General features: G+C 57.9%; 20 protein-coding genes and 3 tRNA genes. 4 read left to right on the top strand and 19 right to left on the bottom strand.

The features are described from left to right. Window positions 1-290: 290 nt before the first annotated feature. The 4 genes from BLU26_RS03090 to BLU26_RS03105 all read right to left on the bottom strand — a co-directional run bounded on the left by BLU26_RS03090 (window position 291) and on the right by BLU26_RS03105 (window position 3,182). Complete coding sequence (locus BLU26_RS03090; RefSeq protein WP_092283749.1) at window positions 291-1,274, bottom strand: cation diffusion facilitator family transporter; 984 nt, start codon at window positions 1,272-1,274, stop codon at window positions 291-293. A 187-nt stretch (window positions 1,275-1,461) separates the two neighbouring features. Continuing rightward, window positions 1,462-1,959, bottom strand: a complete 498-nt coding sequence (locus tag BLU26_RS03095; protein ID WP_092283751.1) for a M48 family metallopeptidase — start codon at window positions 1,957-1,959, stop codon at window positions 1,462-1,464. 120 nt (window positions 1,960-2,079) lie between these two features. Continuing rightward, window positions 2,080-2,853, bottom strand: a complete 774-nt coding sequence (locus tag BLU26_RS03100; protein WP_092283753.1) for an SDR family oxidoreductase — start codon at window positions 2,851-2,853, stop codon at window positions 2,080-2,082. Further along, window positions 2,850-3,182, bottom strand: coding sequence for a nuclear transport factor 2 family protein (locus BLU26_RS03105; RefSeq protein WP_092283755.1), 333 nt, complete (start codon window positions 3,180-3,182; stop codon window positions 2,850-2,852). The genes BLU26_RS03100 and BLU26_RS03105 overlap by 4 nt, the downstream gene beginning before the upstream one ends. Window positions 3,183-3,372: 190 nt before the next feature. Here BLU26_RS03105 and BLU26_RS03110 point away from each other — a divergent pair, with 190 nt between their 5' ends. Continuing rightward, window positions 3,373-4,275 (top strand): LysR family transcriptional regulator, encoded by a 903-nt coding sequence (locus tag BLU26_RS03110; protein ID WP_092283757.1) that lies wholly within the window; start codon window positions 3,373-3,375, stop codon window positions 4,273-4,275. A 40-nt stretch (window positions 4,276-4,315) separates the two neighbouring features. On the opposite strand, the gene BLU26_RS03115 is transcribed toward BLU26_RS03110, so the two are convergent. Then, window positions 4,316-4,774 carry a DUF2147 domain-containing protein gene (locus BLU26_RS03115; protein WP_092283759.1) on the bottom strand — a complete coding sequence of 153 codons (459 nt, stop codon included), beginning with the start codon at window positions 4,772-4,774 and terminating at the stop codon, window positions 4,316-4,318. Window positions 4,775-5,002: 228 nt separating this feature from the next. Then, window positions 5,003-6,271, bottom strand: coding sequence for a beta-ketoacyl-ACP synthase II (gene fabF / locus BLU26_RS03120; RefSeq protein ID WP_092288343.1), 1,269 nt, complete (start codon window positions 6,269-6,271; stop codon window positions 5,003-5,005). 105 nt (window positions 6,272-6,376) lie between these two features. Here fabF and BLU26_RS03125 point away from each other — a divergent pair, with 105 nt between their 5' ends. After that, window positions 6,377-6,856 carry a winged helix-turn-helix transcriptional regulator gene (locus BLU26_RS03125; RefSeq protein ID WP_092283761.1) on the top strand — a complete coding sequence of 160 codons (480 nt, stop codon included), beginning with the start codon at window positions 6,377-6,379 and terminating at the stop codon, window positions 6,854-6,856. A gap of 186 nt (window positions 6,857-7,042) precedes the next feature. On the opposite strand, the gene BLU26_RS03130 is transcribed toward BLU26_RS03125, so the two are convergent. The 12 genes from BLU26_RS03130 to uvrB form a co-directional block, all read right to left on the bottom strand. Beyond that, complete coding sequence (locus BLU26_RS03130; protein WP_092283763.1) at window positions 7,043-7,387, bottom strand: 50S ribosome-binding protein YggL; 345 nt, start codon at window positions 7,385-7,387, stop codon at window positions 7,043-7,045. A gap of 195 nt (window positions 7,388-7,582) precedes the next feature. Continuing rightward, window positions 7,583-7,659: transfer RNA gene (locus BLU26_RS03135), tRNA-Pro, on the bottom strand. 77 nt (window positions 7,660-7,736) lie between these two features. Further along, window positions 7,737-8,096, bottom strand: a complete 360-nt coding sequence (locus BLU26_RS03140; protein WP_092283765.1) for a MerR family transcriptional regulator — start codon at window positions 8,094-8,096, stop codon at window positions 7,737-7,739. After that, window positions 8,077-8,379 carry an integration host factor subunit alpha gene (ihfA, locus tag BLU26_RS03145; RefSeq protein ID WP_092283767.1) on the bottom strand — a complete coding sequence of 101 codons (303 nt, stop codon included), beginning with the start codon at window positions 8,377-8,379 and terminating at the stop codon, window positions 8,077-8,079. The genes BLU26_RS03140 and ihfA overlap by 20 nt, the downstream gene beginning before the upstream one ends. A gap of 3 nt (window positions 8,380-8,382) precedes the next feature. Next, entirely contained in the window at window positions 8,383-10,764 is a 2,382-nt protein-coding gene (pheT, locus tag BLU26_RS03150; RefSeq protein ID WP_092283769.1) for a phenylalanine--tRNA ligase subunit beta, read from the bottom strand. A 39-nt stretch (window positions 10,765-10,803) separates the two neighbouring features. Then, on the bottom strand, window positions 10,804-11,808 hold the full coding sequence (gene pheS / locus BLU26_RS03155) for a phenylalanine--tRNA ligase subunit alpha (protein ID WP_092283771.1): 1,005 nt from the start codon (window positions 11,806-11,808) through the stop codon (window positions 10,804-10,806). A 105-nt stretch (window positions 11,809-11,913) separates the two neighbouring features. After that, window positions 11,914-12,270 carry a 50S ribosomal protein L20 gene (gene rplT, locus BLU26_RS03160; protein ID WP_092283773.1) on the bottom strand — a complete coding sequence of 119 codons (357 nt, stop codon included), beginning with the start codon at window positions 12,268-12,270 and terminating at the stop codon, window positions 11,914-11,916. A gap of 22 nt (window positions 12,271-12,292) precedes the next feature. Next, window positions 12,293-12,487, bottom strand: a complete 195-nt coding sequence (gene rpmI, locus BLU26_RS03165) for a 50S ribosomal protein L35 (RefSeq protein ID WP_092283775.1) — start codon at window positions 12,485-12,487, stop codon at window positions 12,293-12,295. A 61-nt stretch (window positions 12,488-12,548) separates the two neighbouring features. Continuing rightward, complete coding sequence (gene infC, locus BLU26_RS03170) at window positions 12,549-13,100, bottom strand: translation initiation factor IF-3 (protein WP_172830675.1); 552 nt, start codon at window positions 13,098-13,100, stop codon at window positions 12,549-12,551. Continuing rightward, the gene (thrS, locus tag BLU26_RS03175) at window positions 13,097-15,022 is read right to left on the bottom strand and encodes a threonine--tRNA ligase (protein ID WP_092283779.1); all 1,926 of its coding nucleotides are present in this window, start codon (window positions 15,020-15,022) and stop codon (window positions 13,097-13,099) included. Before thrS ends, infC begins: the two co-directional genes overlap by 4 nt. 179 nt (window positions 15,023-15,201) lie before the next feature. Beyond that, window positions 15,202-15,278, bottom strand: a tRNA-Val gene (locus tag BLU26_RS03180). 132 nt (window positions 15,279-15,410) lie between these two features. Continuing rightward, window positions 15,411-17,429, bottom strand: coding sequence for an excinuclease ABC subunit UvrB (gene uvrB, locus BLU26_RS03185; RefSeq protein ID WP_092283781.1), 2,019 nt, complete (start codon window positions 17,427-17,429; stop codon window positions 15,411-15,413). A 207-nt stretch (window positions 17,430-17,636) separates the two neighbouring features. Between uvrB and BLU26_RS03190 the strand changes: the two genes are divergently transcribed. Beyond that, a complete protein-coding gene (locus BLU26_RS03190) occupies window positions 17,637-18,839 on the top strand; it encodes an amino acid aminotransferase (RefSeq protein ID WP_092288344.1) in 1,203 nt (400 codons plus the stop codon). 78 nt (window positions 18,840-18,917) lie between these two features. Beyond that, window positions 18,918-18,993 (top strand) — tRNA-Asn (locus BLU26_RS03195). Between the two features lie 44 nt (window positions 18,994-19,037). Here the strand turns inward: BLU26_RS03195 and BLU26_RS03200 are convergent. Continuing rightward, entirely contained in the window at window positions 19,038-19,829 is a 792-nt protein-coding gene (locus BLU26_RS03200; protein WP_092283783.1) for an SDR family NAD(P)-dependent oxidoreductase, read from the bottom strand. Window positions 19,830-19,859 lie beyond the last annotated feature (30 nt).

The following is a 19,859-nucleotide window of genomic DNA, read 5'->3' on the forward strand; positions in this document are numbered from 1 at the left end:
CCGGCCAGCGCTCGGGCCGGCTCGTTATGTGAACCACTTTGCATTATCTGTCGGGATTTGTCTAAGCGGTTGCACCAGACCGTTAAGCCTCCCGGAATATCTGGGGTGACTACGGCCAAGAGATGTAACGGCTTTTATGTCGTCGTCCATGACTCCCACGCTTCAAATACCGCTCACGCAAAAAGGGAATATAAAATAACGCGGTGGTCCGTTCGTTCACACCGCCAATATGTATAGAAAACCGGATAATTTAGACACGTCCTCCTCACGTGTCTAAAAAGCGCTGAAATTTAAACACGTTGTTTTGGTGCTGAAGCGTCCTCATCGTGCTTCGACCGCCCACCGCATCCCGCTTCAACCTCGCACCCCGCCACCATCGCCGCATCCTCCGGCTGCAAGGTGCTGTGCGTTATACCAAAACGCACGCGCAGTACCTCCTGAATCTGCGGCAAAAGCTGGTGCCATGCGCTGATGCTGTCTACATCTACGTGCGCGGCCAGCGCGTGGCTGTTGGATGAGAGGCTCCAGATGTGCAGGTCGTGTACTGCCTGTACGCCGTCGATCTGTGCGAGGGCCTGGCTGACGTCGACCGGGTCTATGCCTTGCGGCACGCCTTCCATCAGTACGCGGGTGACGGCGCGCAGCAGGCGGACGGCCGATACCAGGATGAGCAGGCAGACGAATAGCGAGAGGATGGGGTCCATGATCGCCGGGCCGCCGTAATAGATGATGGCGCCGGCGGCGACGGCGGCGACCGAGCCCAGCAGGTCGCCCATGACGTGCAGCAGCGCGCCGCGCACGTTCATGTTCTGCTCGCCGCGCATCAGTACCCAGGCGACGATGATGTTCACCAGCAGACCCAGGGTTCCGACGACCAGCACGGTGACGCCGTTCACCTCGGGCGTGTCGAGCATGCGCAGCACGGCTTCGTAGGCGATATAGGCAATCACCAGGAACATGAAGATGACGTTGAACAACGCGCCCAGCACTTCGGCGCGCTGCAGGCCGAATGAATGCTGGCGTGAGGCGGGTTTGTTGGCCAGCCAGGCAGAAAAGGCGCCGACGGCCAGTGAAAGCGAATCGGTAAACATGTGGCCGGCATCGGACAACAAGGCCAGCGAGTTGGCCATGAGCCCGGCAAATACTTCAACCAAGGCAAACGCGGTGGTAAAGATGAGCGCGAATACCAGGGTCTTGCCGCTGCCATGACTGTGGCTGTGGCCATGTGCGCCATGATTATGCTCATGCGCGTGATGGTGGTTGTGTTCGGTCATGTCTGTTTAGCCCCTGGTTCTGCGCTTTTGTTCCGCCAAGGTGGTGCGCTCTGCTGAGTATCAATGCTGTTGCGGATTGGTTTGGATGATGGATTGGCGTTGGCACCGCCCTCCCCGTGTCACCAACAACGGCATTAAAAACCCTGTGGCCGCTACAGGGTCAAGCATGACCAAGCTTTATGGCTTTTCAAGCCTGGTCGCGCAACGTCAGAAACAGCCGCAAGTCGAGTTCCAGCTGGTGATAATCGGGCTCCATGTGCCGGCAGAGCTGATAGAAGGCCTTGTTGTGGCCTTTCTCGCGCAGGTGCGCCAGCTCATGCACTACCACCATGCGCAGCAGCGGCTCAGGCAGGGTTTTGAGCATGGCCGAAACCTTGATTTCGTTCTTGGCCTTGAGCTTGCTGCCCTGCACGCGGCTGACAAACTGGTGCTGGCCCAGCGCGTTGTCGATCACGTGCATGCGGGTATCGAAATACACCTTGCTGATCGGCCCGCTGCTGCGCATGTGCTGCTGCTTCAGACGCTGGGTGTACTCGTACAGCGCAGCGTCGGACTGAATCAGATGCTGCGCCCGCGGTGGGTAGCGCTGCTCCAGCCAGGCGCCCAGCCGGTCCTGGTCAATCAGTGCCTGCACTTGCTGCTGCAGGCTGGGAGCGTAGCCGCTGAGGTATTTGAGTGTGGTCAAGGTCAGCTCAGTGTCAAAACTCGTCAGCGGCCGATGATACAGAAACCAACCGCCGGTGGCTTGTAGTCGAGGGTTGACGCACGGCGGGCCGTTGGAGCTTCACTGGGCTACGACCACTCGCTAAACCGTCGGCACGGTCCCGCCGTCAACAACAAACTCCGTTCCGCTGATGGATGCGGCGCGCGGCGAGACCAGGAACGCGATGAGGTTGGCCACTTCTGCCGGCTGCGACGGGCGGCCAAGCGGAATGCCGCCCAGCGAATCCATGATGATCTTCTTGCCGCCCTCATAGTCGGTTCCGGCCTCTTCTGCCAAACGTTCTGCCAGCGCGACCGAGGCCTCAGTTTCAACCCAGCCTGGCGACACTCGGGTTACGCGTACGCCCTGCGGCGTCACTTCCTTTGAAAGGCTTTTGCTGTAGGTAGACAGTGCCGCCTTGGCGGCGGCGTAAGCCGTGGTGGCTTCAGGTAAAGGCAGTTTATTTTGAATAGAGGTGACGTGAATGATGACGCCCGACCCGCGCTGCAGCATGTTGGGCAGCAAGGCACGATCCAGCCGCACAGCCGGCAACAGGTTCAGGTTCAGCTCGCGCTGCCAGTGCGCATCACTGAGTGCGGCAAAGCCGCCACCAGGCGCGGACGAGCCGCCCAGCACGTGAACTATCACATCTACCCCGCCCAACAGGCGGACGGCTTCTGCTGCCAGCGTCTCGCAGCCCTCTTGAGTCGTGAGGTCTGCCGCCAGGTACAGGCAATCGGGTAGCTCCTTGGTTATCGTTCGAGCGGCGGTGATGACCTTTGCCCCTTCTGCGAGAAGCAACTCGACCACTGCCTTGCCCACCCCTTTGGTACCGCCGGTGACCAGCGCGCGCTTGCCGCTTAATTGGAGGTTCATGCGGGTTTGATCTCCAGTGACTGAATCATGCCTTGCTCAAGCACAAAAACATGGTCGAGCTGCACCGGACTGCCAGGGAAGTCCCCGGTCAGTCGCGCCCTGACGTTGAGCACGCCATTTTCTGTGGTCGCCGCCAAGGGTTCGGCCTTGTAGGTAAAAGCTTGGCGGGTCTCGCGCTGCCAGGACTCGATGGCGCTGAGGCCCTGGTGTCGCTGGTTTTCATCCGTCACTGTGGCATCTGGCTGGAAACACGCGTTCACGCGTTTGGGATCGCCCCCATTGATGATGTCAAAGCAGGTTAAAACGGCATCAGGAAGTGAAAATGTCATTACCCAATCTCCTATCTGAACGAATGGAGGCTCCTCCCTACGAGAGGACTCCGTTGGAGGATCATCGAAACCTTTTCCATTGCTGGGCGGCTGTTACTGACGATGACCTTGTCCCCACAATAGAGGCAGGCAATAATCCACTCAATACGGATAAATCGAAACGGCAAATCCCGCAAAACAGGATAATCATATGGCTATCTACCGCCCCGGACTGATCGAACTAGAGGCTGCCATGGCTGTTGCGCACAGGGGGTCGTTCCGTGCGGCGGCGGTGGACATGGGTATGTCGACCACGGCGCTGAGCAATACCATTGCCAAGCTGGAAGCCAATCTGCAGACCCGACTGTTCAGCAGAACCACACGCAGCGTATCGCCGACCGAAGCCGGCCGTATCTTCATCGATCAGGTGGGGCCGGTATTACAAGACATGCGCGGCGCGATCGACACTGTGGTGTCGCATAACGCCGGACCTTCCGGCACCTTGCGTATCAACGCATTCGCCAGCGCGGCACGGGAAATTCTAACGCCGCTGGTGCTGGCGTTTTTGAAGCAACATCCGCAGGTGGACGTGGACCTGGTCACCGAGGGGCGCATGGTGGATATCGTGGCCGAGGGTTTTGATTTTGGCGTGCGTCTGGCCAACCTGGTACCCAGCGACATGATTGCGATTTCGCTGGGCCGGCCACAGCGCTACGCGGTGGTAGGCTCGCCAGAATACATCGATAAGAATGGCCGCCCTGCTACACCTGCCGATTTGTTGCAGCATCACTGCGTGCGCATTCGCCTGCCCAACGGCGCGCTATTCCCCTGGCAGTTTGAGCGAGACGGCGAGCAGGTCAAGATTGATGTTACCGGTCAGCTGACCCTGGATGAGGCCAGCCTGGCCAAGGCGGCGGTGAAAAGCGGGGTTGGGCTTGGTTTATTGATGGAGCACGACGTCGCCCATGAGATCGAAACCGGACAATTGTGCCGCGTGCTGGAAGACTGGACGCCAGCGCGAGGTAGCCTTTGCCTTTACTACCCCAATCGCCGCAATCCGTCAGCGGCCTTTACCGCCTTTACTCATATGGCACACTCGCTTGCGAACCAATAGATATTGGTTAACCACAGGAGTGGGGCCTCGCACCTAGACCCTACTCCTGCCGTATCCAGGTTTGCGTGCGGCCCAGGATGGGCGTACCGATATAGCCCCGCACCTGCAGCTTCTCACCACCGTCGATCAGCTCCGCCTTGCTGCGATAGACCTTGCCATTCTCGGGGTCGAGTATCTCACCACCGGTGTATTCGTCGCCGTCTTTCTGCAGGCCGGTGAGGATGGTCAACCCGATGATGGGCGCGTCCTTGTTCTCGCCTTCGCACTCCTTGCAGGTTTTGTGTTGCTCTTTACCTGGCTGCGGAAAAACCTCTTCAATAGTGCCGCGCAGCGTGCCCTCTTGCTCGACAATACGGATAAGTGCACGGGGGTTTCCGCTGTTGTCATCAATGCTCTTCCATAGCCCCTCAGGTGAGCTGTTATCCGCCCAGGCGATAGAGGACAGGCAGACGGCTAGCAGTGCAAGAACGAAGCGGCTCGCGCGAGAGGTGGTAGGCATGGAGTTCTCCAGTTTCGGCTTAAGGACTATCAACCCAGCGCTGCCGCCCAAGACTCGATACAAGCGCAGTAATAGAAAGCGGCGACATCAGGTTTGCTTGCCAGTGTGACAGCGAGCTAAGCAAAAGAGTTGCGTTGCCCAAGCTGACGAAGTGGAAGTCCAAGGCTTAGTTGAGCGCACTTTTACGGTCGCATCAGATCCGATCTGCATATCGCTTGACGCCAAAGTTCAGTGCCAGCGCCGGAACAGCACACTGGCGTTGACACCGCCAAAGCCGAAACCATTCGACAACGCATACTCCATGCTGATGTCGCGAGCCTGAGTGCGAATCAAATCGAGCCCCTGCGCGGCGGGATCAGGCGACGTCAGGTTCAACGTCGCAGGGGCGATCTGATCACGCAGTGCGAGCACGGTAAAGATGGCCTCTATCCCCCCGGCTGCACCCAGTAAGTGGCCGGTCGCCGATTTGGTTGAACTGATGGCGGGCCCAGCGCCGTGACCAAACAACGTTTTAATTGCGGCGATCTCACCCAAGTCGCCTACTGGTGTAGAGGTGGCATGGGCGTTCAGGTACTGCACTTGCTCTGGTGATACGTCAGCTTGGCGCAATGCTTGCTGCATGGCTCGTAACGCGCCGCTACCGTCTTCCGGTCCAGCGGTCATGTGGTAGGCGTCAGCACTGGTCCCGTACCCCACCAATTCGGCGAGCGGTGTCGCGCCGCGCGCGAGGGCGTGTTCCAGGCTCTCTATCACCAAGAGTCCGGCGCCCTCGCCCATGACAAAACCATCACGCGCCTGATCAAAGGGCCTGGATGCCAGCTGCGGCGAATCACCATGGCTGGTAGACAACGCACGCGCTGCAGCGAAGCCTGCGAGACTAACGCGGTGCATACAGGCTTCCGCGCCACCACACACGGCTAGATCTGCCTCCCCAGCGCGGATCAGTCTGGCGGCGTCGCCAATGGCTTGTACGCCCGCCGCACAAGCCGTGACGGGCGTGCCTAGCGGGCCCTTGAACCCGTGCAGAATAGATACATGCCCGGCCGCCATATTGCCTAGAAAAGAGGGAATGGTGAACGGTGAAAGTCGGCGTGGGCCTTTGTTGTCGGTGGTGCGCACCGCCTCGACCATCGCTGGAAAGCCACCGACACCGGAACCGATGATGGTCGCTGTACGCTCCTGCGCTTCTGGCGTGGTCGGTCTCCAGCCCGCCTGGTCTAGCGCCTGCTGAGCAGCGGCGATGGCAAAAAGGATAAAGCGGTCCATCTTGCGTTGTTCTTTGGGCGGCAACAGCGAATCCGGATCAAATCCGGCTTCGGTATCCTGCGTTGCATCAGGCACTTGTCCACCAATACGCACGGCCAAATCACCAATCAGCGCTTCGGGCAAAGCACGAATCCCTGATTGCCCTGCCAGCAGTCGCTGCCATACTGTTTCCACCTTTGAACCCAGGGGCGTTACCGCACCCAGACCGGTCACAACGATACGTTTGCTCACCATGTTCCTGCTCCTTCAGTGTGGGGACTCAATGCGTAGACGTTACTATCATAATGAAAGTAACATTGTTGGCCAGCCAATGTATTCATCAATAAGCGAGACGCTATGCAACGTAAAACCCTCCTCCCTAGCGAATGCCCGATTGCCAGAGGTCTGGAACAGGTTGGCGAGTGGTGGAGTATCTTGCTGATGCGCGATGCGTTACAGGGGTTAAAACGCTTCGATGAGTTCGCCCGCAGCCTGGATATTGCGCCCAGCATGCTCACGCGCCGCCTGAACTCGCTGGTCGACGCAGGTATGTTGCAGAAGGTGCCCTACAGCCAGCGTCCCCTACGCTATGAATATATTCCTACCGACAAGGGCAAGGATTTCCTGGTTGTGCTGATGGCATTCGTAAGCTGGGGGAATAAGCATCTCGCGCCGGAAGGCGAAAGCGTGCAGATGGTTGACCGGGATTCAGGGCAGCGTTTGCAGCTGTCGTTTACTACGACCCCTGAAGTGCAATCGCTGCCGCTCGATCGCTGTACTGTGCGGCCAGGGCCGGCTGCAAGCGCAGCCATGCGTGACCGCTTGCATAACATCTAGACCAAGCGCCAGAAGCCGTAAAAACGTTCGTCTCACTGCCGTCGCAGTAGAGACGCAAAAGAAAACGGCCATAACGATATGGGATACAAAAAAAGGGGCAGGCTTTTCAGCCTGCCCCCTTTTTCTAACTGATAGCGCCGCGCAGGTGGAATGCTTGATACCCCCTCGCCTTGCTAACCGCCAGACTCAGACTGCCGCAGCCACCGGCTTGTCTGGATACCAAGCATCCTGCAGCGGGCTGACTTCTACCTTGGCCAGCTCGCTACGACTTTTCAGCCAGCTTTCTACTGCAGCGCGCTGTTCTTCGCTGACCGAGCCGCGCTCAGCCAAACAGACCAGACCGAAATCTTCGCCACCGACATAATCCAGGTTATTGGCGTCCATTGCCTGAACCAGAAAATCCTCGAGGAAACTGTCGATCTCTTCGACGGTAAGACCGTCCTTGAATGCCAGGTTCAGCTCAAAACCCAGCTCCTGAAATTCGTCAACACAAAGCTTTTTGCGCAAACGGCGCGAACGGGTGGTAGCCATGAAAGTGTCCTCTTGGATAAAGATAAGCGAGAGTGTAGCCCACCGATGCGCGGCGGCTGCAGAAAAGTATCAGCGTAATGGCTTTCGGGCACCGACGCAGAAGACGCCAGCGGAGAAAGGTGGGCTGAACAGGCCAACAAAGCCTGAAAATGAAAAAGCCCAATGCGTAAACATTGGGCTTTTTCACTATTAATATGGTCGGGACGGAGTGATTCGAACACTCGACCCCTTGCACCCCATGCAAGTGCGCTACCAGGCTGCGCTACGCCCCGACGATGCTTCGATTTGTCTTCCGAAGCGGGTCGCATGATACATTAACTATCTGAAATGAGAAAGTTTTTTTTCAGTATCAGCGTACGCGTAAAACTTGCAGAACTTCTTCCAGCTCGGCAATGGTCTGACGGATCAGTTGCTTGTACTGGGTCACATCATCCTTGGCATCATCACCGGACAGACGCTGACGCGCGCCACCAATGGTGAAACCCTGGTCGTACAGCAGGCCGCGAATCTGCCGAATCATCAGCACATCCTGGCGCTGATAATAACGACGATTACCGCGACGCTTCACGGGTGAAAGTTGTGGAAATTCCTGCTCCCAATAACGCAGAACATGAGGCTTTACTGCACAAAGCTCGCTGACCTCACCGATGGTGAAATAGCGTTTGCCGGGGATCGCCGGCAGTTCGTCGTTATGGCTGGGTTCCAGCATAGGCTTCTACTCTGGCCTTGAGTTTTTGTCCGGGGCGAAAAGTCACTACACGCCTGGCGGTAATGGGTATCTCTTCGCCCGTCTTGGGATTGCGTCCAGGGCGCTGACGTTTGTCGCGCAGATCAAAATTGCCGAATCCGGACAGCTTGACCTGCTCGTTGGTCTCCAGTGAATTACGAATCTCTTCGAAAAACAGTTCGACCAACTCCTTGGCTTCGCGCTTGTTGAACCCGAGTTCTTCGTACAACCGCTCAGCCATTTCCGCTTTTGTCAGAGCCCCCATCGGCTATTTCCTTAGTGTGGCGTTGAACCCTTGCTCCAAGGACTTCAGCACTCTGTCCATGACAGCATTCACCTCTTCATCCGTAAGAGTGCGCGAGGAATTCTGCAAGGTCAAGCCGATAGCCATACTTTTTCTAAGCGGATCAATACCTTTGCCCTCATAAACGTCAAACAACCTGAGGTTTTTCAGGTGCTCGCCCGCTTCTCGGCGAATGCATGCCAGCAGATCTTCTGCCAGAACGCTACGGTCTACCACCAATGCAACATCACGTCTGACTTCAGGATAGCGGGACAATTCGTTGAAACGCGGGAGTTTTCCTTGGCAAATTTTCGCCAATGCCAACTCGAACACAAAAATCGGCCCGTTCAGGTCCAGATCAGCCACCAACTGCGGGTGCAGCGCGCCCAACAGGCCTACCTGCTCGCCATTACGCTGGATGCTGGCCGTTTGCCCCGGATGCAATGCCGGATGCTCGGCAGGAACGAAGGTGAACGCCTCGCCCGCACCGCCGCTGCCCAGAATGGCTTCCACATCGGCTTTCACGTCAAAGAAGTCCAGTTTATCTGCGCCGTTGGCCCAACCTTCCGGCAGCCGTGTGGCACAAGCGATGCCAGATAGCATACGCTCCTGCAGCAGTTCGCCATTGGCTTGCGGTACAAAACGCAGACCACTTTCAAACAGACGCACGCGGCCCTGCTGACGGTTCTGGTTGTACTGCAGCGCCTTGCTCAGGCCGGGCCACAACGAGGTACGCATAACGGCCATATCGGTCGAGATGGGGTTGGCCAACGCCAGTGGCTCGATTTCAGGGTCAAACTGCTTGCTCAAGCCCGGCTCAATGAAGCTGTAGGTGATAGCTTCATGGTAACCACGAGCCACCAGCAGGCGACGCAGCAGAGGCAGCTCACCCAGGGTTTCCGGTTTGGCGCTCAGTGTCAGGGCCGCGGTGGGTGCGCTCACTGGCAGGCGGTTATAGCCATACAGACGCGCGAGTTCTTCAATCAGGTCGACCTCGATACTGATATCGAAACGATGACTAGGTACATCGACCTGCCATTGACCTTCGCCCTGAGCAGTCACGCCCAGGCCCAGACCGGTCAGATAACCGACCACGTCGGCCTCGTTCATCTGCATGCCGAGCATCTGGTTGATGCGCTCGCTACGCAAGGCGATCTGCTTCAGCGTGGGCAAGGCACCGTGCTCGACCGCTTCGATCACCGGCCCCGGCTCGCCACCGACAATCTCGAGGATCAGCGCGGTGGCGCGCTCCATGGCTTCACGCTGCAGTTGCCAATCGACGCCGCGCTCAAAGCGGTGCGAGGAATCGGTATGCAGGCTATAGCCACGCGCCTTGCCGGCGATGGCGATGGTGTCGAAGAAGGCGCTTTCCAGGAACAGATCCTTGGTTTCACCGCTAACACCGCTATGCTCGCCACCCATGATGCCAGCCATGGCCAGCGGGCGCTCGTGGTCGGCGATTACCAAGGTGTCGGCGCGCAGGCTGATTTCCTGGCCATCAAGCAATACCAGCTTCTCGCCCTCCTCAGCCAGGCGCACGCGAATGCCGCCCTTGATTTCAGCCAGATCGAAGGCGTGCAGCGGTTGGCCCAGCTCAAGCATGACGTAGTTGGTGATATCCACTACGGCATCGATGCTGCGGATGTCACTGCGACGTAGGCGCTCGACCATCCACAGCGGTGTGGGACGTGACAGATCGACGTTACGGATCACTCGGCCCAGGTAACGTGGGCAGGCCTGCGGGGCCAGCAGCTCGACCGGCCGCACGTCATCATGTGCAGCCGCAACGGGATCAATCTGCACGCGCGTTACCGCCGCGCCATAGTTGGCGCCGACTTCACGGGCCAGACCGGCGATGGACAGGCAGTCGCCACGGTTGGGAGTCAGGTCGACTTCAATGATGGCGTCGTCCAGGCCCAGGTATTCACGCAGGCTCTGGCCGGTGGGGGCGTCAGCAGGCAGTTCGTACAGACCGTCGTGATCTTCAGACAACTTGAGTTCGGCGGCGGAACACAGCATGCCGAAGGATTCTACGCCGCGCAGCTTGGCCTTCTTGATTTTGAAGTCCTCACCCAGCTCGGCGCCCACCATGGCGAACGGGATCTTGATCCCCGGGCGCGCGTTGGGCGCGCCACAGACGACCTGGAACTGTTCGCTGCCGTTGCTGACCTGGCAGACGCGCAGCTTATCGGCATCAGGGTGCTGCTCGGCACTGACGATTTCGCCCACGACCACACCGCTGAACACGCCAGCGGCCGGAGTAACGCTATCTACTTCGAGTCCGGTCATGGACAGGCGCGCTACCAGCTCGTCACGGGAAACGGCGGGATTCACCCAGGTGCGCAGCCACTGTTCACTGAATTTCATTATGGATTCCTGCTTTCAAAAGGGTTGCGGGTGCGGCGCTCAGCGAAACTGCTCAAGAAAACGCAGATCGTTGTCGAAGAAAATGCGCAGGTCGCCCACGCCGTAGCGCAGCATGGTCAGGCGCTCTACGCCCATACCAAACGCAAACCCCTGGTATTTTTCCGGATCAATGCCGGACATACGCAACACGTCCGGGTGAACCATGCCGCAACCCAAGACTTCCAGCCAATCGGCCTTCTCTTCACCGTTCTTTACCACGGTGCGGCGAATATCTACCTCGGCAGAAGGCTCGGTAAAGGGGAAGAACGACGGACGGAAGCGCACTTCCAGATCTGCCTCGAAAAATTCGCGCAGGAACTGCTCGATGGTGCCTTTCAGGTCAGCAAAGCTCACGCCTTCGTCGATCAGCAGGCCTTCGACCTGGTGGAACATGGGTGAGTGAGTCTGATCCGAATCGCAGCGGTACACACGACCCGGACAAATGATCCGAATCGGCGGCTGGGAGCTTTCCATGGTGCGCACCTGTACCGGCGAGGTATGCGTACGCAGCAGGGTGTTGGCATTGAAATAGAAGGTGTCATGCATTGCCCGCGCCGGGTGATGGCCGGGAATGTTGAGGGCTTCAAAGTTGTGGTAGTCGTCCTCGACCTCAGGACCTTCCTCGACGGTATAACCGACGTGGGCAAAAATCTGTTCGATGCGTTCCATAGTGCGCGTGACCGGGTGCAGGCCTCCGCTCACCTGGCCGCGGCCTGGCAGGGTTACGTCTACTCGCTCAGCCGCCAGCTTGGCGTTCAGCGCGGCAGATTCCATCGCGCTCTTGCTGCTGTTCAGCACGCTGGAGACACGCTCTTTGGCCTCATTGACCATGGCGCCGACTTTGGGCCGTTCTTCTGCCGGGATGTTGCCCAGGGTCTTCATCACCTGGGTCAGCTCGCCCTTCTTGCCTAGATACTGCACGCGAATCTGTTCCAGCGCATTGACATCGGCAGCCTGCTCGATTGCGTCAAGGGCTTGGGAGACCAGGGCGTCAAGGTTTTCCATTTACAAACTCCAGAAACAAAAATAGGGGAAGAGCGTTGAGGCTCTTCCCCTATCATTGACGTTGCCATCCGCGCCTAGCGGCGCGGTGATTGTCGTAACGAGGGCTTAAGCCAGGCTAGCCTTTGCTTTTTCGACAATCGCGGTAAACGCCGCTTTTTCGTTCACAGCCAGATCAGCCAGAACCTTGCGATCGATCTCGATGGACGACTTTTTCAGGCCGGCAATCAGACGGCTGTAAGACATGCCGTTCTGACGAGCGCCAGCGTTGATACGAGCAATCCACAGCGCGCGGAACTGACGCTTACGCTGCTTGCGGTCACGATACGCATACTGACCAGCTTTGATAACGGCTTGTTTGGCAACGCGGAATACGCGTGAACGCGCACCGTAGTAGCCTTTAGCCAGTTTGAGAACTTTCTTGTGACGCTTACGCGCCATTACACCACGCTTAACACGAGCCATTCTTTAATCCTCGACCTTAGACTTAACGGAGACGCAACATGCGTTCAACTTTCTGAACATCGGCAGCATTGAGCTGCTGAGTGCCACGCAGTTGGCGCTTACGCTTGGTGCTCATCTTGGTCAGGATGTGGCTCTTGAAAGCATGCTTGTGCTTAATGCCGTTCCCGGTTTTCTTGAAGCGCTTGGCTGCTGCGCTTTTGGTCTTCATCTTTGCCATGTTCAGTTACTCCACAGTGAAGTGCATCAGATAATCGCAAGGCCTGGCGTTGCCCTGGAGATTACTTTTTCTTTTTGGGGGCGAGGACCATCATCAGCTGACGACCTTCCATTTTCGGGTGCTGTTCGACGGTGCCGTATTCAATCAGGTCAGCTTCAACCCGCTTCAACAACTCCATCCCCAGCTCCTGATGAGCCATCTCGCGGCCGCGGAATCGCAAGGATACCTTGGCCTTGTCCCCGTCAGACAGGAAACGAATAAGGTTGCGAAGCTTGACCTTATAGTCCCCTTCTTCCGTCCCTGGACGAAATTTGATTTCTTTGATTTGAATCTGTTTTTGATTCTTGCGTGCAGCGGCCTGCTGTTTCTTCTTTTCGAAGATGTGCTTGCCGTAGTCCATTACGCGACATACGGGCGGCTCTGCATCAGGGGAGATTTCAACCAGGTCGAGCTTGGCCTCCTCAGCGTTAGCCAATGCTTCCTGAATGGACACGATACCGATTTGTTCACCATCGGCGCCAATCAGGCGCACTTCGCGCGCCGTGATGTTCTCGTTGATCGGCGGGCGCTGTGCGGCTCTTTTGTCTTGTCTCATCTCGCGTTTAATCGTTATAACTCCGAATTCGGGCGGCCTCTTAGTGATACAGAGCGGGACAGGAATTCAGAAAACTCGGTTACAGTCATTGAACCCAGATCTTTACCCTCCCGCGTACGCACGGCCACTGTGTGCGATTCAACTTCTCTATCGCCGATTACCAGCAGATAGGGGGTCTTGTGCAAAGTATGCTCGCGGATTTTAAAGCCGATCTTCTCGTTTCTCAAGTCCGCAACGGCGCGATAACCCAATTCATTCAGGGTTTTCTCGACATTTGCACAATATTCCGCCTGATTATCGGTAATATTCAGGACGGCAGCCTGCGTCGGTGCCAGCCAAGCCGGGAAGTCGCCGGCGTAGTGTTCGATCAGAATTCCGATGAATCGTTCAAACGAACCCAGGATCGCGCGGTGCAGCATGACCGGCGTTTTGCGCGCGCCATCTTCAGCGACATACTGCGCGCCCAGACGGCCCGGCAGCATAAAGTCGAGCTGCAGGGTGCCGCACTGCCATACCCGGCCAATGCAGTCACGCAGTGAAAACTCGATCTTGGGACCGTAGAAAGCGCCCTCGCCCGGCTGCAGCTCCCAATCAAGACCCGCTTCATTCAGCGCGGCTTCGAGCCCCTGTTCGGCCTGGTCCCAGAGCGCGTCGTCACCAACACGGCTTTCCGGACGAGTGGACAGCTTCAGCTCGACATCATCGAAACCAAAGTCCTTGTAAACCTGCAGCGTCAGCGCGATAAACTCGGCCGCTTCTTTCTTTACCTGCTCGTCGGTACAGAAGATATGGGCGTCGTCCTGGGTGAAGCCGCGCACGCGCATCAGGCCATGCAGCGATCCGGACGGCTCATTGCGGTGGCAGGAGCCAAACTCGGCCAGACGCAGCGGCAGCTCGCGGTAGCTCTTCAGCCCCTGATTGAACACCTGGATGTGACACGGGCAGTTCATTGGTTTGATGGCGTAGTCGCGACTTTCCGACTCGGTGGTGAACATCGCGGCGGAATAATGCTCCCAGTGACCCGAGCGCTCCCAGAGTACACGGTCCACTACCTGCGGGGTCTTGATCTCTTTATAACCCGCGTCGCGCTGAATCTGGCGCATGTACTGCTCAAGCACCTGGTAAATCGACCAGCCATTGGGGTGCCAGAACACCATGCCCGGCGCTTCTTCCTGGGTGTGGAACAGGTCAAGACGCTTGCCGATCTTGCGATGGTCGCGCTTCTCCGCCTCTTCCATACGCTGGATGTACGCGGCCAGCTGCTTCTTGTCGGCCCAAGCGGTGCCGTAGATGCGCTGCAGCTGCTCGTTCTTGGCATCGCCGCGCCAGTAGGCGCCGGAGATCCGGGTCAGCTTGAAGGCTTTCAGGAAGCGGGTATTGGGTACGTGCGGGCCACGGCACATATCGACGTATTCTTCGTGGTAGTACAAGCCCATGGCTTTTTCGTCGGGCATGTCTTCAACCAGACGCAGCTTGTACTCTTCGCCACGCTCGGCGAACACCTTGATTACCTCGTCACGCGGGGTCATCTTCTTGATGACGTCGTAATCGGTGGCAATCAGCTCGCGCATGCGCGCCTCAATGGCCGCCATATCGTCGGGCGTAAAGGGGCGCTCGTAGGAGATGTCGTAGTAGAAGCCTTCGTCAATCACCGGACCGATCACCATCTTAGCAGTCGGGTACAGCTGCTTGACGGCGTGGCCGATCAGGTGCGCGCAGGAGTGGCGGATAATTTCCAGCCCTTCTTCATCCTTGGCGGTAATAATCTGCAGCGTTGCATCTTGCTCGATGAGGTCGCTGGCGTCGACCAGGCGGCCGTCCACCTTGCCGGCAATGGTGGCTTTCGCCAGACCAGCACCAATGGATTGGGCGACATCGGCAACGGAAACGGAATGATCGAAGGAACGCTGACTGCCGTCAGGAAGAGTAATAGTAGGCATGGTGCCACTCCTGCTCAGTGGTGACCCCTACGCAAGGCCACATGATGGAAATGCCGCTCGGACTGCTCGCCGCAGTTCATACCGACTCACGATCGCCGGCAGCCCTCATCAGGCTACTGCAGAAGCGCCCCGAACAGCGCATAAACAAAAAACCCGGTCACAGGGACCGGGTTCAAATTTGGTAGGCACAATTGGATTCGAACCAACGACCCCCACCATGTCAAGGTGGTGCTCTAACCAACTGAGCTATGTGCCTGCAATGGCCGCGAACTTTACGCAGCCTGCAAAACCTTGTCAAGCATAAGTGACTGAAAAATACGATTAAACCTGAATCTGTACAATAAACGAGCAAGCCTTCCCAACAGCTGCCCGTTTCACTTCTGCCTGGCTACCCGAGCTTCACCAACTGATCGCGCAATTGCTGAATCTCGTCACGCAGCTGCCCTGCCGATTCGAACTCCAGATCCCGGGCGTACTGATACATTTTCTCTTCCAGCTGCTTGATGCGTTTGCTGATATCGGCCGGTGTGCGCAACTCGCTTGCCTTGTAATCCGCAGCGTCCTCTGCAGCCTTCTGCTTCTTGCGCTTGTTGGAGCGACTGCCGGGCACGACCGCGCCTTCGAGGATGTCCGCCACGCTTTTGGTCACACCCTTGGGCGTAATGCCATGCTCCAGGTTGAAGGCAATCTGCTTCTCGCGGCGACGCTCGGTTTCACCGATAGCGCGTTCCATCGATCCGGTTATGCGATCGGCATACAGGATCGCCTTGCCATTGAGATTGCGCGCCGCACGGCCGATGGTCTGGATCAGCGAGCGCTCTGAGCGCAAGAAGCCTTCCTTGTCCGCATCCAGAATCGCCACCAGAGAAACTTCCGGCATATCAAGGCCTTCGCGCAGCAAGTTAATGCCAACGAGCACATCAAAAACACCTATCCGCAAGTCACGAATGATCTCTACCCGCTCGACGGTGTCGATATCCGAATGCAGATAGCGCACGCGTACACCGTGGTCGCCGAGATAATCGGTCAGGTCTTCCGCCATGCGCTTGGTCAGCGTGGTGACCAGCACCCGCTGTTCTTTCTCTACCCGCAAGCTGATTTCCGACAGCAGATCATCCACCTGGGTAGTCGCGGGGCGCACTTCAATCTCGGGATCAACCAAGCCAGTGGGTCGCACCACCTGCTCGACCACACGCCCAGCGTGCTCTGCCTCGTAGGGGCCGGGTGTGGCGGAAACGAAGATGGCCTGCGGCGAGACCGCTTCCCATTCGTCAAAGCGCATCGGGCGATTGTCCAAAGCCGAAGGCAGGCGGAAGCCGTAGTTGACCAAGGTTTCCTTGCGTGACCGGTCGCCCTTGTACATGGCACCGACTTGCGGAACCGAGACGTGCGACTCATCGATGATCAGCAGTGCGTTCTGCGGCAAGTAGTCGAATAACGTTGGTGGTGGCGCGCCCGGTGTTCTGCCCGACAGATAGCGCGAGTAGTTTTCGATACCGTTGCAGTAACCCAGCTCCATGATCATCTCCAGATCAAAGCGGGTACGTTGTTCCAGACGCTGCAGCTCGACCAGCTTGTTCTCCGCCTTGAGTACCTCCAGACGCTCGCCCAGCTCCACCTTGATCTTCTCGACAGCCTCAAGCAGATTCTCACGCGGCGTAACATAATGGCTTTTGGGATAGACAGTTACGCGCGGAACCTTACGTAAAACCTCACCTGTTAGCGGATCAAAAAAGCTGATGGTTTCAACGGTATCGTCAAACAGCTCGATACGAATTGCCTCCAGATCCGACTCCGCCGGGAAGACGTCAATCACATCACCCCGCACCCGGTAATTGGCCCGCGCCAGCTCCATATCGTTGCGGGTATATTGCAGCTCCGCCAGGCGACGCAGCAGCGTGCGCTGATCCAGATGGTCGCCGCGGCTCACGTGCAGCACCATACGCAGGTAGGATTGCGGGTCGCCCAGACCGTAAATAGCCGACACTGTCGCCACGATGATCGCATCCGGGCGTTCCAGCAGCGCCTTGGTGGCGGAGAGACGCATCTGCTCGATATGGTCGTTGATCGACGCATCCTTCTCGATGAAGGTGTCCGAGGACGGCACATAGGCTTCGGGCTGATAGTAGTCGTAGTAGGAAACGAAGTACTCAACCGCGTTATGCGGAAAGAACTCTCGAAACTCACCGTATAACTGGGCGGCCAGCGTCTTGTTGGGCGCCATGATGATGGCCGGGCGCTGCACCTGCTGAATGACATTGGCGATGGTAAAAGTCTTGCCCGAGCCGGTTACCCCTAGCAAGGTTTGGTGCGACAGCCCCGCTTCCAGGCCTTCGACCAGTTGCTTGATGGCCACTGGCTGGTCACCGGCCGGCTCGAAACGGGTTTGCAGATTGAATTCAGTCATCGACGGACGTACTCCGTGGTTCTGCGACAAAGACGCATGATACCGCACATGGCAAGCCCCTGAATCGACGCAGTGATGGCCATGCGGCTGCCCCTAGCACCTGACCGGGAAACCCGATTGGAGTTCTGCAGTCACTTCTCTATAATGAACGGCCGCTACGGCATAGCCCGACACCTTCCATTCACCTGTATCGAGTTTGCCCATATCATGAGTGTGTTTTCCCCGGTTGAACTGGCCCCGCGTGACCCCATCCTTGGTTTGAATGAAGCCTTTGGCGCCGACACCCGTGCCAACAAGGTCAATCTCGGCGTTGGGGTTTACTGCAACGAGGAAGGCAAGGTGCCGCTGCTGCGCGCCGTGCAGAAGGCTGAAGAAGCACGCGTTGCCGAACACGCTGCCCGCGCCTATCTGCCGATTGACGGCCTGGCGCCCTACGATCTGGCAGTGCAGAAGCTACTGTTCGGTACCGATTCTGCGCTGCTGCAGTCCGGCCGCTTGATTACCGCACAATCACTGGGCGGTACCGGTGCGCTCAAACTGGGCGCCGACTTTCTCTACCGTCAGGCCGAGAAACGTTTGGTTGCGATCAGCAACCCCAGTTGGGAAAACCACCGCTCGCTGTTTGAAGCGGCCGGTTATGAGGTCGTCGACTACCCCTACTACGATCCGGCCACCAATGGCTTGAATCTGGACGGCATGTTGGCCGGCCTAGAAGCCCTGCCGGAAGGCACAGTCGTGGTTCTGCACGCCTGCTGCCATAACCCGACCGGTGTTGATCTGGCGTTGGCCGACTGGGCAAAGGTGATCGACGTGGTTACCCGTCGCAAGCATGTACCCTTCCTCGACATAGCCTATCAGGGCTTTGGCGAAAATCTGGAAGATGACGCCTTTGCCGTGCGCCTGTTCGCCGAGTCTGGCCTGCCCTTCCTGGTTGCCAGCTCGTTCTCCAAGTCGTTCTCGCTGTACGGCGAGCGCGTTGGCGCCCTGACCATGGTCACCGCCGATCAAGGCGAAACAGCGCCGGTGTTGTCGCAGCTCAAACGCGTGATTCGCACTAACTATTCCAACCCGCCGACGCACGGTGCCAAGGTAGTCGCGTCGGTACTCAACTCGCCAGAGCTGTATCAGCTGTGGGAAGAAGAGCTGGCCGAAATGCGCGACCGTATCCGCGACATGCGCATAGCGCTGGTCGAGAAGCTGCAGGCCGCTGGCGTGCAGACCGACGTCGATTTCATTCAGCGTCAGCGTGGCATGTTCTCCTACTCCGGTTTGACCAAGGAGCAGGTAGCGCGCCTGGCCGATGAGTTTGGAATCTACGCCGTGAGCAGTGGGCGCATCTGCGTAGCCGCATTGAACACCAGCAATATTGACGCTGTCGCCAGTGCCATGGCCGCTGTGATGAAGGACTGAGCAATCAGGTAGAACTGCTTTAACTGGTTTCAAGGCGTTGACTTTAATCATTATTTTGATAAAGTGCGCAGCGTCCGATCCGCGATAGCTCAGTTGGTAGAGCAAATGACTGTTAATCATTGGGTCCCAGGTTCGAGTCCTGGTCGCGGAGCCAAATTGAAAAACCCCGGTTGATCCGGGGTTTTTTATTGCCTGTTTTCAGGCTGGCTCGGGCTTCTTCTCCGCGCTCAGCGCCTCACGGTGGATCGCATAGGGCCCCCAAGCCTGGCGTACCGGCACCACCTCCAATCGATTGATGTTCATATGCGCAGGCAAGGCGGCGATATAGGCAACTTGCTCGGCCACGTCCTCTGCCGTCAGCGGGACGGTATCGCGGTAGACAGCGTCCGCTGCGGTCTCGTTACCCGCGTTGCGAACCAGGCTGAACTCGGTTTCCGCAATGCCGGGCGACAGGTCAGTCACGCGCACGCCGGTGCCCTGCAGGTCACAGCGCAGATTGAACGAAAACTGCTGCACAAAGGCCTTGCTGGCTCCGTAAACATGGCTGCCGGGATAGGGGTTGCCGGAGGCGGTCGAGCCGATATTGATCACGCTGGCACCCGCGCCCCAGGCAATCAGCCGGGGCAGCAGCGCGTGGGTGACGTTGACCAATCCGGTGATATTGGTATCGATCATGGTGTGCCAATCACCCAGGTCGACCGCCTGCGCCGGCCCCGGCGCCAACGCCAGGCCGGCATTGTTGACCAGCAACTGAATGTCGCCGAACTCCAGTGGCAAATCGTCGATCGCGCGCTTCACCGCGGCGGCATCACGCACATCCAACTGCAACGCCAATACCGGCGTGCTGGGCGACAGCTCCGCTGCCAGCGCATCCAGCCGCTCCTGGCGACGGCCGCAGATAATCAGTGCCCAACCGTCCGCCGCCAAGCGGCGCGCGCTGGCCGCGCCAAAGCCGGAGGTTGCTCCGGTGATCAAAGCTACACCTTGCATGCAAATATCCTGTTTCAAGTCGTTGTGCAG

This window comes from Halopseudomonas sabulinigri, assembly GCF_900105255.1.
Lineage (GTDB): Bacteria > Pseudomonadota > Gammaproteobacteria > Pseudomonadales > Pseudomonadaceae > Halopseudomonas > Halopseudomonas sabulinigri.

Excerpts from the sequence above, each read along its gene's own strand:
- BLU26_RS03090 (WP_092283749.1), bottom strand. The coding sequence starts at position 1,274 with ATGACCGAACACAACCACCATCACGCGCATGAGCATAATCATGGCGCA.
- BLU26_RS03100 (WP_092283753.1), bottom strand. The coding sequence starts at position 2,853 with ATGAACCTCCAATTAAGCGGCAAGCGCGCGCTGGTCACCGGCGGTACC.
- BLU26_RS03105 (WP_092283755.1), bottom strand. The coding sequence starts at position 3,182 with ATGACATTTTCACTTCCTGATGCCGTTTTAACCTGCTTTGACATCATC.
- BLU26_RS03110 (WP_092283757.1), top strand. The coding sequence starts at position 3,373 with ATGGCTATCTACCGCCCCGGACTGATCGAACTAGAGGCTGCCATGGCT.
- BLU26_RS03115 (WP_092283759.1), bottom strand. The coding sequence starts at position 4,774 with ATGCCTACCACCTCTCGCGCGAGCCGCTTCGTTCTTGCACTGCTAGCC.
- BLU26_RS03125 (WP_092283761.1), top strand. The coding sequence starts at position 6,377 with ATGCAACGTAAAACCCTCCTCCCTAGCGAATGCCCGATTGCCAGAGGT.
- BLU26_RS03130 (WP_092283763.1), bottom strand. The coding sequence starts at position 7,387 with ATGGCTACCACCCGTTCGCGCCGTTTGCGCAAAAAGCTTTGTGTTGAC.
- BLU26_RS03140 (WP_092283765.1), bottom strand. The coding sequence starts at position 8,096 with ATGCTGGAACCCAGCCATAACGACGAACTGCCGGCGATCCCCGGCAAA.
- ihfA (WP_092283767.1), bottom strand. The coding sequence starts at position 8,379 with ATGGGGGCTCTGACAAAAGCGGAAATGGCTGAGCGGTTGTACGAAGAA.
- pheT (WP_092283769.1), bottom strand. The coding sequence starts at position 10,764 with ATGAAATTCAGTGAACAGTGGCTGCGCACCTGGGTGAATCCCGCCGTT.
- pheS (WP_092283771.1), bottom strand. The coding sequence starts at position 11,808 with ATGGAAAACCTTGACGCCCTGGTCTCCCAAGCCCTTGACGCAATCGAG.
- rplT (WP_092283773.1), bottom strand. The coding sequence starts at position 12,270 with ATGGCTCGTGTTAAGCGTGGTGTAATGGCGCGTAAGCGTCACAAGAAA.
- rpmI (WP_092283775.1), bottom strand. The coding sequence starts at position 12,487 with ATGGCAAAGATGAAGACCAAAAGCGCAGCAGCCAAGCGCTTCAAGAAA.
- thrS (WP_092283779.1), bottom strand. The coding sequence starts at position 15,022 with ATGCCTACTATTACTCTTCCTGACGGCAGTCAGCGTTCCTTCGATCAT.
- uvrB (WP_092283781.1), bottom strand. The coding sequence starts at position 17,429 with ATGACTGAATTCAATCTGCAAACCCGTTTCGAGCCGGCCGGTGACCAG.
- BLU26_RS03190 (WP_092288344.1), top strand. The coding sequence starts at position 17,637 with ATGAGTGTGTTTTCCCCGGTTGAACTGGCCCCGCGTGACCCCATCCTT.
- BLU26_RS03200 (WP_092283783.1), bottom strand. The coding sequence starts at position 19,829 with ATGCAAGGTGTAGCTTTGATCACCGGAGCAACCTCCGGCTTTGGCGCG.